13 protein-coding genes are annotated in these 12,841 nt (G+C 47.8%); 11 read left to right on the forward strand and 2 right to left on the reverse strand.

What is annotated here, in order from left to right:
- The first annotated feature begins 12 nt into the window (after positions 1 to 12).
- Genes AC4E8D_RS05695 through AC4E8D_RS05710 form a run of 4 tightly spaced genes read left to right on the forward strand, consistent with a single transcriptional unit; the run spans position 13 to position 3,572 of the window.
- A complete protein-coding gene (locus tag AC4E8D_RS05695) occupies positions 13 to 1,008 on the forward strand; it encodes an ABC transporter permease (RefSeq protein WP_221818984.1) in 996 nt (331 codons plus the stop codon).
- Positions 1,005 to 2,012, forward strand: coding sequence for an ABC transporter permease (locus AC4E8D_RS05700; protein WP_221818985.1), 1,008 nt, complete (start codon positions 1,005 to 1,007; stop codon positions 2,010 to 2,012). The genes AC4E8D_RS05695 and AC4E8D_RS05700 overlap by 4 nt, the downstream gene beginning before the upstream one ends.
- 2 nt (positions 2,013 to 2,014) lie before the next feature.
- On the forward strand, positions 2,015 to 2,971 hold the full coding sequence (locus AC4E8D_RS05705; protein ID WP_221818986.1) for an ABC transporter ATP-binding protein: 957 nt from the start codon (positions 2,015 to 2,017) through the stop codon (positions 2,969 to 2,971).
- A complete protein-coding gene (locus AC4E8D_RS05710) occupies positions 2,961 to 3,572 on the forward strand; it encodes an ABC transporter ATP-binding protein (protein WP_221818987.1) in 612 nt (203 codons plus the stop codon). Before AC4E8D_RS05705 ends, AC4E8D_RS05710 begins: the two co-directional genes overlap by 11 nt.
- Before the next feature lie 183 nt (positions 3,573 to 3,755).
- On the opposite strand, the gene AC4E8D_RS05715 is transcribed toward AC4E8D_RS05710, so the two are convergent.
- Complete coding sequence (locus AC4E8D_RS05715) at positions 3,756 to 4,949, reverse strand: MalY/PatB family protein (RefSeq protein ID WP_490205960.1); 1,194 nt, start codon at positions 4,947 to 4,949, stop codon at positions 3,756 to 3,758.
- 410 nt (positions 4,950 to 5,359) lie between these two features.
- Between AC4E8D_RS05715 and AC4E8D_RS05720 the strand changes: the two genes are divergently transcribed.
- Positions 5,360 to 6,052, forward strand: coding sequence for a stalk domain-containing protein (locus tag AC4E8D_RS05720; RefSeq protein WP_339307153.1), 693 nt, complete (start codon positions 5,360 to 5,362; stop codon positions 6,050 to 6,052).
- A 130-nt stretch (positions 6,053 to 6,182) separates the two neighbouring features.
- Here the strand turns inward: AC4E8D_RS05720 and AC4E8D_RS05725 are convergent, their stop codons facing one another.
- Positions 6,183 to 8,192: a S9 family peptidase gene (locus AC4E8D_RS05725; RefSeq protein WP_490205961.1), complete on the reverse strand. Its 2,010-nt coding sequence runs from the start codon at positions 8,190 to 8,192 to the stop codon at positions 6,183 to 6,185.
- A gap of 392 nt (positions 8,193 to 8,584) precedes the next feature.
- Here AC4E8D_RS05725 and AC4E8D_RS05730 point away from each other — a divergent pair, with 392 nt between their 5' ends.
- The 6 genes from AC4E8D_RS05730 (at position 8,585) to AC4E8D_RS05755 (ending at position 12,766) form a co-directional block, all read left to right on the forward strand.
- Entirely contained in the window at positions 8,585 to 9,142 is a 558-nt protein-coding gene (locus tag AC4E8D_RS05730) for an STM3941 family protein (RefSeq protein WP_221818991.1), read from the forward strand.
- Positions 9,143 to 9,185: 43 nt separating this feature from the next.
- A complete protein-coding gene (locus tag AC4E8D_RS05735; RefSeq protein WP_339182490.1) occupies positions 9,186 to 10,052 on the forward strand; it encodes an aldo/keto reductase in 867 nt (288 codons plus the stop codon).
- Positions 10,053 to 10,270: 218 nt separating this feature from the next.
- Positions 10,271 to 10,657 (forward strand): GntR family transcriptional regulator, encoded by a 387-nt coding sequence (locus AC4E8D_RS05740; protein ID WP_026081254.1) that lies wholly within the window; start codon positions 10,271 to 10,273, stop codon positions 10,655 to 10,657.
- Positions 10,650 to 11,348 (forward strand): ABC transporter ATP-binding protein, encoded by a 699-nt coding sequence (locus tag AC4E8D_RS05745; protein ID WP_490205962.1) that lies wholly within the window; start codon positions 10,650 to 10,652, stop codon positions 11,346 to 11,348. The genes AC4E8D_RS05740 and AC4E8D_RS05745 overlap by 8 nt, the downstream gene beginning before the upstream one ends.
- Positions 11,345 to 12,085: a hypothetical protein gene (locus AC4E8D_RS05750; RefSeq protein ID WP_449005269.1), complete on the forward strand. Its 741-nt coding sequence runs from the start codon at positions 11,345 to 11,347 to the stop codon at positions 12,083 to 12,085. The genes AC4E8D_RS05745 and AC4E8D_RS05750 overlap by 4 nt, the downstream gene beginning before the upstream one ends.
- A gap of 180 nt (positions 12,086 to 12,265) precedes the next feature.
- Complete coding sequence (locus AC4E8D_RS05755; protein WP_449005270.1) at positions 12,266 to 12,766, forward strand: LURP-one-related/scramblase family protein; 501 nt, start codon at positions 12,266 to 12,268, stop codon at positions 12,764 to 12,766.
- Positions 12,767 to 12,841 lie beyond the last annotated feature (75 nt).

Consider the following 12,841-nt stretch of genomic DNA (forward strand, 5'->3'; position numbering starts at 1 on the left):
GGGAGAGATTGGATGACGGGCAGGAATGGATGGGCCAGATTTGTTGGTTTTAAAATGTTGCGACTTGTATCTCTATTGGTTGGAGTCAGTGTGTTGTCTTTTATATTAATGCAATTCTCTCCTGTTGATCCGATCGAAGCCTACATTGGTGGAGACATGATCCGGGTAAGCGCCGAACAGCGCAGTTTAATCGAAGAACGTTGGGGATTGAATGAATCTCCCGTGGAACGATTACTAACCTGGGGACAAACGCTGATTCAGGGAGATCTGGGGACATCAATGATTTACAGACAGCCTGTAGCGGATATTATCCAGGAACGGTTCATGAATTCTGTTGCGCTTATGGCTGTGGCTTGGATATTATCCGGCATCATTGGTTTCACTCTTGGTGTAGTTGCTGCCATGAGACGGAATTCGAAGCTGGATCGCCTGATCTGTTGGTATTGTTATACGCTGGCCTCCACGCCGGTATTCTGGATTGCGCTGTTGCTGCTGATGGTATTTGGGGTGTGGCTTGGATGGCTTCCAGTTGGCCTTGGGGTACCCGCAGGAATGTCAGCTGATCAGGTCACATGGGGAGATCGAGCTATTCATATGATTCTGCCAGCGTTGACCCTCAGCTTGACTGGGGTAGCTTCGATCGCTTTGCATACACGCCAGAAGCTCATGGATGTGCTGGAGTCAGATTATATTCTGTTTGCGAGAGCGCGGGGTGAGCGTGGATTTCAGCTGTTCCGTCGACATGGGTTCAGACATGTTGTTTTGCCAGCCATCACGCTGCAGTTTGCTTCGTTCAGTGAACTGTTTGGTGGGGCTGTGCTTGCAGAACAGGTATTTTCATACCCCGGCCTTGGTCAGGCAACGGTTCAGGCGGGGTTGCGTGGAGATGTTCCACTGCTGCTTGGACTTGTGATGTGCAGTGCAATCTTTGTTTTTACAGGTAATATGGTTGCAGACATTCTGTATCGTATGATTGATCCACGGATGAAGGAGGAGCTGATGTCATGAAGCAGACGGTAGAACGCTCCTCCGAACAGACGGCAGAAACAGCCGAAGCACAGAAAGTGAAAACTGCGAATCAAGAGGTACGGTACAACATTAATACAGGGTCTCTACAAGCTGAGACTGGAAAAGGAACAGGGACAACACGCCAAACGAGAAAAGATTATACGGCTGCCAGAGACCAAAATTTCCGAAACCCTCGCCAAAGAGCGGTGATCTGGGGAAGCCTCGCGGTGATCTGGATTGCTGTTGTGTGGTTGACGGGCAGGCTTCTTCCGGCTGGTTCTACGCTGACTTCATTAATGGATCGGAATATGGCTCCAACCTGGGCGCATCCATTTGGCACGGATTGGCTCGGAAGAGATATGTTCATGCGTACGTTAAAAGGATTGGCAACCAGCATTCAAGTGGGATTACTTGCTGCATGCGGTGGCGGATTGATCGCAATGCTATTGGGTTTGGCTGCCTCTTCAAACAAGGCTGCTGACCGGGTAATCTCATGGATGATCGACCTGTTCCTGAGTGTACCTCATCTGGTATCGCTAGTTATGCTGGCATTTGTATTCGGTGGAGGTTTAGCAGGAGTGGCGGCAGCGATAGCGCTGACGCACTGGCCGAATCTGGCACGGGTTGTAAGAGCGGAGATGATTCAACTGAAATCTGCAGAATACATTCAGATTTCACACAAGTTGGGTCAAACACGGTTACAGATTGCGGTGCAGCATATGCTGCCACATCTGGTCCCGCAGCTGTTCGTGGGCGTACTGCTAATCTTTCCCCATGCGATTCTGCATGAGGCAGCTATTACGTTTCTAGGGCTGGGGTTGTCCCCGCAACAACCGGCAATTGGAATTATTTTGTCAGAGTCGATGAGATATTTATCTGCTGGCATGTGGTGGCTCGCCTTTTTCCCGGGACTGGCATTGTTACTGGTTGTTCGTGCGTTTGATGTATTGGGCAATAGTCTGAAGACATTAACGGGTACGGGTAGTTCAAGGGAGGTGAGGTAAATATGGCTCTTCTTGATATTGAGGGAGTGTCCGTGTCATTTCGGCGCGCTCGTGGTTGGTTTGGGCATGAACAGACGTATGTCATTCAGAATCTGGATCTTTCCATCAACGAGGGCGAGATCGTGGCTGTTGTAGGCGCGAGTGGATCGGGTAAAAGTGTTCTGGCACAGGCCATCATGGGCATTCTGCCCACCAATGCCAGGTTGGAGGGGCGTATTAGCTATAGTGGCGAGCCTTTGACTCTAGAGCGGCAGCTTCAACTGCGTGGTGATGAACTGATGTTAATCCCGCAATCCGTTAGTTATTTGGACCCGTTGATGAAGGTGGGAAGGCAAGTTCAGCCGGTGACCCTGGATTTGGGACGGAAGCGTAGGTTCATGAATCAAACTCACTTGAGAAAGACGGAGCAGGAGCTGACGGATCGTTATCATCTTCCTCAAGGAACTGCCGGGAAATACCCGTTTGAGTTGTCCGGAGGTATGGCAAGGCGGGTGTTGATGGCTACAGCGACCTCCGGTCATCCAAAGCTGATCATAGCAGATGAGCCAACACCAGGCATCCATCCCGAAGTGCTGGCCGAGACAATGAAGCAATTTCGTGAACTTGCAGATCAAGGTGTAGGCATTCTGTGGATTACTCATGATATCACGACCGCCCTGACGGCAGCCGATCGTATCGCTGTATTTTATGCGGGGACCAATGTAGAGACGGCGCAGGTGGATGATTTTAAAGGGAATGGAGAATGTCTGCGTCATCCATATACAAAAGCGCTCTGGAATGCGTTGCCGCAGAACGGATTTCAGTCACTCCAAGGCTCCCAGCCGTTGGCAGGTCAAGAGATCACCACAGGCTGTGCATTTGCTCCCCGATGTAATGCAGCAACCGCTGTATGTATCGATGAACGTCCAGAGCTTCGTAAGGTACGGGGCGGAGAAGTGAGGTGTTTCCATGTCACTTGAAGCACGGGAGGCAAGTTATCGTTATGATCAGAAATCATGGGTATTCCAACAGATGAACATACAGGTGCAACAGGGAGAAGTGGTTGGCTTGTGGGGACCAAGTGGCTGTGGAAAAACAAGCCTTGGACGCATCCTTGCAGGATATGCCGAACCTGTGGCAGGGCAAGTGCTACTGGATGGGAGACCACTCTCTCGTACAGGGGTATGTCCGGTTCAGCTGGTGTTCCAGCACCCGGAGAAAGCTGTGAATCCACGCTGGCGAATGCGTCGTGTACTCCAAGAGGCAGCTGTGCAAGATGAGCAGTTGCTCGAAGCTTTGGGTATTCAGCAAACCTGGTTGGACCGCAGACCGAGTGAATTATCCGGTGGAGAACTGCAGCGTTTCTGTGTGGCGCGAGCACTCGGTGCATCGACACGTTACGTGATCGCAGATGAGATGACAACGATGCTGGATGCGATCACTCAGGCACAGATCTGGCATACCGTGATGGAAGTGGCTCGCCAGCGTGATCTGGGATTACTGATCATAAGCCATGATCGAGATTTGCTGAACAGGTTATGCGACAGAATGACACCGATGCCGATATCGATGTCACTGTAATTTTAATTATGTTCAATAAATAAAAAGATTGAATACAAAAGGGTGCCCCTTGTGGAGTCGTTGACCATGAATGTGAGTCATGGACTTGACTACGGGGCACCCCTTTTTCTATTTTGACAAATATTCGTCATTTAACGAACAGTACACGTTCTGTTCGCAACGTACATAGATGTAACTGACAGTTTATTTGCCCGACACATTGCTGACCAACACAGATAACCTGCGCATCGCCTCTTCAACCGTAGAACGTGGACAGGCTACATTAATACGCATGAACCCTGTACCCTCTGTTCCAAAGAAGCTCCCGTCATTGAAAGCAAGCCCTGCTTCATGAAGCAGCATGTTGCATAGTTGTGCATGGGGAATATTCAATTCCCGGAAATCCATCCATAACAGATAGGTTGCTTCGGGCAGATGCATTTTGATCTGTGGCATGTGTTCCGTAACATACTGTTGTACATACTCCATATTTCCACGGATATAGGCAAGGCACTCATCCAGCCATTCCTCGGCCCCATTGTATGCAGCTTCGGTTGCCACAGCTCCCAGTGTACTGATACTGGCAAGTCCCATCGTTTTTACACCCTGCGCAAACGATTCTCGCAACTTGGCATTGGGGATGATGATGTTGGATATGCAGAGGCCAGGAATGTTGAACGTTTTACTTGGAGCCGTACAGATGATACTTAGATCAGAGACGGCGTCCGAGATCAGGGTCAGTGGTGTATGGGTTCCGCGCTGATGAACAAGATCGGCATGGATTTCATCTGAAACCATCAGTACGTTGTATTGCAGACATAGTGACGTAAGCCCTTCAAGCTCTTCACGAGTCCATACACGTCCAACCGGGTTATGAGGACTGCACAGAATCAGCATTTTGACCCGACCGGTCTGCAAGCTGGATTCCAGTTGTTCCAGATCCATCGTGTAATGACCGTTATTCTCTACTAAAGGATTGGTGATCAGTTCACGGCCCTGACCACGTACTACTTCATAGAAGGGAGCATACACCGGGGTTTGGATGACCACTGCATCTCCCGGTTGAGTGAATCGTTGTACAGCAATGCTGAGTGCGGGCACAATACCTGGAGTGAATACAATCCAGTCATCGTTAATTTTCCAGTTGTGGCGCCGTTCCATCCAGCCTGCAACAGCTGCATGATACGCTTCAGTCCGTACTGTATAACCAAAAATCCCGTGCTCCATCCGTGTTTGCAGGGCCTGAATGACGGATGGTGGAGCAGCAAAATCCATATCGGCCACCCACATCGGAAGCGCATCAGCAGCGCCGAAGATATCCTCAAGCGCATCCCATTTTTCTGATCCGGTAGAGATCCGGTTAATAGACTGGTCAAATGTACTGTTATTGTTATTCATCGTATTTAATCCCCCTTGAGTTCCGTTCCTTCGACCACAAATCGACAAATAATTATCTAATACATTGGTTAATTTCGCAACTGTTGTGCGTGTATAATTAGCTTCATATGTCTGGTCCGGATTTCGGGACTTTATTCATATAAGAACAACTTAACTAGCCAGAGAACAACGGGCATACGACAAAGACTATTTTTGTACGCCCTTGGTCCTGTTTTGTCCATTTATCGTTTACAACCTCTTGTCAGATGCTATTATATTGCTAACATTTGGTGGAACAACGGGCTGTTATCCGAATAAGCTCGTACCCATACATGATGAGCATAACTACATGAGTCTTTCGCGTACATCGAGCGATCGCTTGAATCGTATTATGCATAAGGCTGACATTTGAACTCAGGAGGCGTTTAGGGATGAAAAGCAAAAAGTGGTTGATTGCTGCGGGTGTGTTTGGCATGGTGTTAACCGGATCGGCAGGTGTATATGCAGGTACACAACTGGAGACAATCAAAGCTTATCTGAACCATGGGCTCGCCATCGAAGTGAACGGACATAAATTTACACCGACAGGTGACCAGGGCAAAAAGCTTGCGCCAATTACATATCAAGGCAGTACATATCTCCCCGTTCGTTCGATTGCTGATGCGTTGAAGACCGAAGTGAAGTATGATTCCCAAAACAATAAAGTAAGCATCGGCTCTTCGAGCTCTTCTGGTGGGTCAACATCCACAGGCAACAGCGGATCAACATCACCATCCACAGGCACGAACACACAGGCGTCAGGCGTGAAGTCCAAGTATCTGCCAGCAGATTTCCCGTTACCGAAGGATGCAAAGGCAATCAGCCTCATTGAAAGCAATGTAGACGGCGACAATAAAAAAGTCGTGCTCACGTACACAACCAAAGAATCATTGCTGACCGTTGGAACATCCTACAAAGACTACTACCAGACCAAAAATCTAAGCCAGAACACGCAGGATATCCAGGCAGACGGCTTCAGCATCGTGGGTCGTGAAGATGGCAAATATGCCGTAACGATCACAGGTTCGGTGTCTGCAACCAACAAGGATCTGAATGAAATCACTGTGGTATGGGGAGAAGAATAATCTTCCCTTCTATAAAAAGTGAACAGTCAAAGCCGCCCGTTGAAATCATAACAGATTTCATTGGACGGCTTTTAGGGTTGAATCCATATCTGGTTCTATACTCTGAATTAATAGTCTAAATAATAGTCCGTTACAAGTACTCGTTAAACCATCCGGCAATATGCTCCAGACGGCGTACCCTCAGATGAGGATGGCCTCCACGGGACAACTCATGGTTGGCACCTGGGAAACGAACAAGCCTTGTGGTCTGCTTGCGCCGTTTCAACGCAATGAACAATTGCTCGGCCTGTTCAATTGGACACCGCAGGTCCTGTTCGCCGTGCAAAATGAGCAGCGGGGTGTTCACGTTACCGACATAAGCGAGCGGGGAGTGCTTCCAAAGTTTTTCCGTGTCATCCCACGCGTTACCGCCAATCTGGTCTTCCGTGAAGAAATATCCAATGTCACTTACGCCGTAGAAGGATAACCAGTTGGAGATGGAACGCTGGGTAACAGCGGCCTTAAAACGATCGGTGTGTCCAACAATCCAGTTGGTCATGAAGCCACCATAACTGCCCCCGGTTACGCCCAATCTGGATTCATCGATAAACGCATATTGAGATAGGGCATAATCCACACTCTCCATGAGATCGCGATAATCTCCACCACCGTAATCTCCGCGACATGCGTCTACAAACTGCTGCCCGTATCCGAGGCCACCGCGTGGATTGATATACACAACAGCGTAGCCTTGTGCGGCGAGAATCTGGAACTCGTGCATAAATGTAAAACCATACATCATGTGTGGACCGCCATGAATCTCCAGAATGGTCGGGATTTTGACCCCGTCAACCATACCATGAGGTTTCATGATCCATCCTTGCAGCCGCAGGCCATCCGAGGAATTAAACCAGAAGGTTTCCGGTGTACTAAGATGGATCTCATCCTCAAGCTGTGGATTGCTGCGGGTGAGTTGAATCGGCTCTATCACGGGATCTTCAGGTTGTTCATACATATAGAGATCACCAGGATTTTGTGTATCGGCAACAGCGGCAACAATCTGCCCGTTTTCCAACTCGGCGAATTGATAAATCTCCCGTTCGTCAGGCCATATATAGTCGGCACTGCTGCCATCTCGTGCGAATTTGGCGATGCGGACACTACCATGTATGGTTGCTAGGCACAGGATGGAGGAACCATCCCGACTGAATACAGGCTCCGTGGTTGTCAGATGTGATCGCATGTCGCCAACAATGCTGTGATTCAACTGTACGTCCCAATCGGTGCTCAGACATACGAGTTCACCACCTGATATTGGAAGGGTGTACAACTTCACAAGCGTGGCATTCCCATAGGAACGGTCACTGGCGAGCAGTGCCAGGGATTGTCCATCCGGTGCAAAGGCCAGCCGGCTGAACGTATATCCTTCCGGGGTCAACTGCTGCACATCCGATCCGTCTGCCTTGGCAAGGTACACATGATTGGTTAGAGTGTAATCGTTATGATCCTCGCCATCTTCGGGCAGCTGGGCAATCCATGCAATGGATCTTCCGTCCGGTGACCAAGCGTAGTCTCCAACGTCATAATGACCTGTAGTTACAGGGAGTGGTTCCACATCGATCGGTGCGAGAGCGAAGAGGTGGGAACGTCTACCGTTCCATAATCCGCTGGCATCTGATTTCATGCGAATCCGGTCTACGACATGTTCTTGCAGCAGTTTAAGTCCATCGTCTATAGGATCTGTATGTTCTGATTCCTCATCTCCGCTCATATCCACGGATGATTTCACAAGCAAAGTATGACCATCCGGTGACCAGAGCAGGGAACTGACGCCATGTTTCAGGTGACTGATTTGCTGTGCTTCTCCGCCATCTGATGCGATAATCCACACTTGGGATTTCCCATCAACCTCTCTTAAAAAGGCAAGCTGAGACCCATCGGGCGACCAGGCAGGGGAATGATCTTTCTCACCAGAGGTAAAGGGTCTGTCCTTTCCACTCCCCAGATGCAGCAGTCTCAGGTGAGAACAATAACCGTCACGTGCTTCATTCGTTTTCCGGCTTACATATACCAGTTGTCCGCCTTGAGGGGACGGAGTTGGATCATTAACCCATGTAATCTGATAAAGATCTTCCGACGTTATGCCGCGCTGACTCATCATTGTTTGTCCTCCCACCATGAATTAGAATTGGCTAATTCCTAACCTTTCCATTTATATTAGCGGAAAGCTAGGGACAGGACAATATGACTAAGGATGGGAGGGGAGACATTTATAACAGTGATCGGAAGGTTGTTCTGTCATCGGAGTGGCAAGTGTAAATATTCTTTGTTCAATTCATATAGGGGTGTTAAAGGATTTGCTCGAAGGATGACGAATCCTAATGTTGAATAAGCGCAGAAATGAGGAAAAACGGTCTAATTTTAATGTTTAACATTGGTGATTTTGGTTTAATGTACAATGCAATTCCTGTTCTACATTCAGCTATTTGGTTCATAGCCATTCGTTTATATAGAACTTGTATGATTCAGTCACAATGGAGGAGGAACGTCACGTTGAGCACATCCTATGAGCAGCATGTGGAATATCCAAGCCGGAAACGAATGGCGTGGCTTACGGCAGGGGCGGCACTCTTTGTGGCAGCCGGATTTTTTTTGATTTTTGATCGTTCTTCAGTTACGAATGATTCCATCCTTTCGGATGTGATTGGACTTCTTTCCATTTTGTTTTTTGGGCTATGTTTCTGCTACAGTCTGGTAAAGATGATTAAGAAGGAACCTTCTTTTGTAATCGATGAGGATGGGTTTGTGGATGCATCTTCTTATACTGCAGGAGGAGCCGTGGCTTGGAAAGACGTTGAGAATATTTTTATGTATGAATTAATGGGACAGAAAATGATCGGGGTAAAATTGCGGGACGAGAAAGCCTTTCTGGATCGCCAGAACGGGATGAAACGCAAATTGATGACGGTCAACAGCAATATGGTCGATGCGACCATCAGCGTTGCCCAAAGTAGCCTCACAGTGCCACTGGATCAATTGTATATCATGATGATGAGCCACTGGAGACATGTGAGTGATAACATGATGTATGATTCGTATCATCGTCGTTAGAGAGGTCAGAATGTCCATAAGTCTTCAGAATGGAGGAATATAGATGATGCATGGTAATCCAACACGCACGATTCTACTTCCGGATGGAACTGCCCTGCCTGCGATAGGACAAGGCACATGGAACATGGGAGAGAAGCAATCCAGCCAGCAAGAAGAAGTGCGGGCACTGCGTTCTGGTATTGAACTGGGAATGACTGTGATTGATACGGCGGAGATGTATGCAGAAGGTGGGGCAGAAGTTGTTACGGGAAAGGCCATCTCGGGCCATCGTGATGAAGTTTTTCTCGTATCCAAAGTATATCCCCATCATGCAGATCGCAAGCAGATGATTACGGCCTGTGAGCGTAGTCTCACGCGTCTTGGTACAGATCGTCTGGATCTGTATTTGCTTCACTGGCGAGGGGGAGTACCGCTCGAAGAGACGGTTGAGGCTTTGGAACAATTAAAGCAATCCGGTAAAATCCTTCGCTGGGGTGTATCAAATCTGGATACAAGGGATATGCAGGAGTTATGGAGTCTGCCGGAGGGGTCTCAGTGCATGGTGAATCAGGTGCTCTACCATGCAGCTTCGCGTGGTATTGAACATGATCTGCTTCCCTGGATGCGGGAACGTAGCGTTCCTGTAATGGCGTATTGTCCCCTGGCTCAGGGTGGCAGACTTCGAAGTGAATTGTTGGAGCATCCAGTCATTCAGGATATTGCACAGGATCGAGGAGTTACGACTTCGCAGATCGCATTAGCCTGGGTGATCAGCGATGGAGATGTGCTGGCGATTCCCAAGGCGGTACAGCTGAATCATGTGGCAGACAATGCAGCAGCAGTGAATATCGTTTTGACACAAGAGGAACTCGCCCGTTTGGATGAGGCATTTCCTGCACCTAAAGGTAAGGTACCTTTGGATATCGTGTGAAATAGATGAAAATACGACTAATAAGTCATGCGGAGCAGATCTACCCGATCTGCTCTTTTTTGTGCCCATGTATCTATACAAACCTACTCCAATAAACAGATAGCCGAAGCTTCCGCAGGACCAAAGCAAAAATAGGTTTTAACAAATGGGCTTTACAACACTATTTCACTAGTGTACTATGTAACTAACACACCAGTACAGAGAGGAGCGAGAGCTTTGTGACTATGGAATTTGATAACAATTTACCAATCTATCTGCAGATCATGCAGTACATCAAAAGACAGATTGTAACCGGGACACTTCAGGCAGGTGACAAAATTCCTTCGGTTCGTGAATTGGCGGCCGAACTACAGATCAATCCCAATACAGTACAACGGACATTTCAGGAGCTTGAGCGGGAAGAAGTGGTTGAAACCAAACGGGGCTTGGGCAGATACGTGACCAGTGAGGAGCGGAAGATTATGACGATCAAAAAAGAGATGGCCGGTGAATTGCTGGAACGCTTTCTGACCGGAATGCAGGAACTGGGGATCGAAGAGCAGGATATCTTATCCATCGTAGCCGATGCCGTTGCGGAAGGAAAGGGAGGAACAACGCATGAGTAACATCCTTGAACTGAACCAGATCAATAAAACATATGGCAATAAGAAAGCGCTAAGTAATATTACATTGGATATTGCACCGGGACGAATCGTAGGTCTACTGGGGAGCAACGGTAGTGGAAAAAGTACGCTCATGAAGCTGGTTGCAGGTTTATTGCATCCGAGCAGCGGAACGATTCAAGTCACAGGTAAGCCTGTTGGGCTGGAGACGAAGGCACTGGTTTCGTTCATGCCGGATCGTCCATTAACCGAAAAGTGGATGAAAGTGCGGGATGCGATTGCATACTATCGCGATTTCTATGCTGATTTTGATGAGGAGAAGGCGCGGGAGATGCTGGACTTCATGAACCTCGTCGAGAGTGACCGGGTACGGCATCTGTCGAAAGGGATGAATGAACGACTACAACTAACACTGGCACTTTCTCGTAAGGCTCGTCTGTATTTGCTGGATGAACCGATTGGCGGAGTAGATCCGGTTGCGCGTGGCAAGATTCTGGATGCGATCGTCAAATTCTATGATGAAGACAGCAGTCTCATCATCTCCACGCATCTGGTGAATGATATCGAACGGATTTTTGATGAAGTTGTCTTTATTCGCGAGGGCGAGCTGGTGATGCGGGAAGAAGTGGAAACGCTCCGTCTGAAATATGGGAAAAGTGTGGATGAGATGTTCAAGGAGGTCTATGCGGAATGATGACATTATTGAAGTATGACTTTAGAAGGAACTGGAATACACTGTTGGCGGGGCTAGTTATTTTGATTATCGCTCAAGTGGGGCTTTCCCTTTTCGTGTCTGAGGTCACAGGGATTGTGCTTGGCATTATGGGATATGTTGGAGTAGGTGTGGCTATTTATGTGAAAATGATCAAAACATACACGTCCAATATCCGCTCTTATAATCGCCGTCTGTTACCCGTAACGGGCCTATCACATGTGTTGTCTCCTTTGATCTTTGGAGCTCTTTGCGGGTTGGGGTTAGTCATTATTTTTACGACTCATGCCTACATCTATATTTCAATGAAGCTCAGAATGAACATAGCTAACAATATTGATCTTTCGGGTCTACATGTTTCGGATTATATTAGTTTGTTGCTGTTTAGCGCATGGGTTATGGTATTCATGACCGTCATTATCTTCCTTTCGATCTCGATTGCAGGCAGCTTCCGTTGGAGAACTGGGCCATGGATCGGAATCGTTGCATTCTTGGTCCTCGTTAATCTGCTTGGCTGGTTGGAGAATATCATTACGACAGGACGTTTTAGTCCAAATGAAATGTTCCGGTACACGGAAGAAAGTACAGGGATCTCGATCACAGCCAATGGCGTATTATGGTCGGACGGCATGTGGGGAAGCATTGTATTTGAAGTTATTGTGGCGGTCATCTTGGTGTGGGCTACCATTTACCTGAACAACAAAAAAGTCGAAGTCTGATAACAGGATAACTTGAACGTGATGCGAGCAACCAGGGTTGCTCGTTTTTTTACATCCAGTAATAATCCACTTTTTGAATCCACTACCATTAATTATACGTATATATAGATATATTGTGTGCTCGATGCGAGATTAGGTTATAGAGAACAAAAGGATCTGTAAGGGAAAGGAGAAAGCGTTATGGAACTATATTTCAGGGATAACTTTTTTAACGCAGGTTACACCGAGATTATGAATCCAAATCAGGAACAGGCAGGGCATCTGGATTTGAAAAGTGTCTTTGGTTCTTCGCTCGATGTATCGGATAACTCGGGATTAGTCTGCAGCGGAAAATTCCGCATGTTAACGAATCGTTGGGATATCACTGCAGCAGATGGGAGACATCTGGGTGTGCTTCGGGCCAGGTTCAGTTTCTTTAACAAAAAGTATGAGTATGATGCGGGATCACGCGGTACGTATGATGTGTCTGCTCCAGCATTTTCGCAGGAATATGATATAAGTGGCAGTGGCGGCCGCATCGTGGCCAGTTTCCGTCGTACCAGCGGCTGGTTTAGTTCAGGAGCATTTGTATTAGATAACCAGTCGGAACAACTGGACACGTATGAATTAATTGCAGTGGTCATGGGCGTGCACGCGATTAATAAAAGACGGAACTCGGCTGCCAGCAGTGGCGGAACGTAGTGCAGAATAATGGGGTTCACAGGCAGTTAGGTAGTTCTACAGGAATAGAGGAATAAGGTCTGGATAATATCATCC

The sequence above is a fragment of the Paenibacillus sp. SRL342 genome (assembly GCF_984798905.1).

What these genes read in the sequence shown, in the direction of transcription:
- AC4E8D_RS05695 (WP_221818984.1), top strand. Translation starts at nt 13, where the DNA reads ATGACGGGCAGGAATGGATGGGCCAGATTTGTTGGTTTTAAAATGTTG.
- AC4E8D_RS05700 (WP_221818985.1), top strand. Translation starts at nt 1,005, where the DNA reads ATGAAGCAGACGGTAGAACGCTCCTCCGAACAGACGGCAGAAACAGCC.
- AC4E8D_RS05705 (WP_221818986.1), top strand. Translation starts at nt 2,015, where the DNA reads ATGGCTCTTCTTGATATTGAGGGAGTGTCCGTGTCATTTCGGCGCGCT.
- AC4E8D_RS05710 (WP_221818987.1), top strand. Translation starts at nt 2,961, where the DNA reads ATGTCACTTGAAGCACGGGAGGCAAGTTATCGTTATGATCAGAAATCA.
- AC4E8D_RS05715 (WP_490205960.1), bottom strand. Translation starts at nt 4,949, where the DNA reads ATGAATAACAATAACAGTACATTTGACCAGTCTATTAACCGGATCTCT.
- AC4E8D_RS05720 (WP_339307153.1), top strand. Translation starts at nt 5,360, where the DNA reads ATGAAAAGCAAAAAGTGGTTGATTGCTGCGGGTGTGTTTGGCATGGTG.
- AC4E8D_RS05725 (WP_490205961.1), bottom strand. Translation starts at nt 8,192, where the DNA reads ATGATGAGTCAGCGCGGCATAACGTCGGAAGATCTTTATCAGATTACA.
- AC4E8D_RS05735 (WP_339182490.1), top strand. Translation starts at nt 9,186, where the DNA reads ATGATGCATGGTAATCCAACACGCACGATTCTACTTCCGGATGGAACT.
- AC4E8D_RS05745 (WP_490205962.1), top strand. Translation starts at nt 10,650, where the DNA reads ATGAGTAACATCCTTGAACTGAACCAGATCAATAAAACATATGGCAAT.
- AC4E8D_RS05750 (WP_449005269.1), top strand. Translation starts at nt 11,345, where the DNA reads ATGATGACATTATTGAAGTATGACTTTAGAAGGAACTGGAATACACTG.
- AC4E8D_RS05755 (WP_449005270.1), top strand. Translation starts at nt 12,266, where the DNA reads ATGGAACTATATTTCAGGGATAACTTTTTTAACGCAGGTTACACCGAG.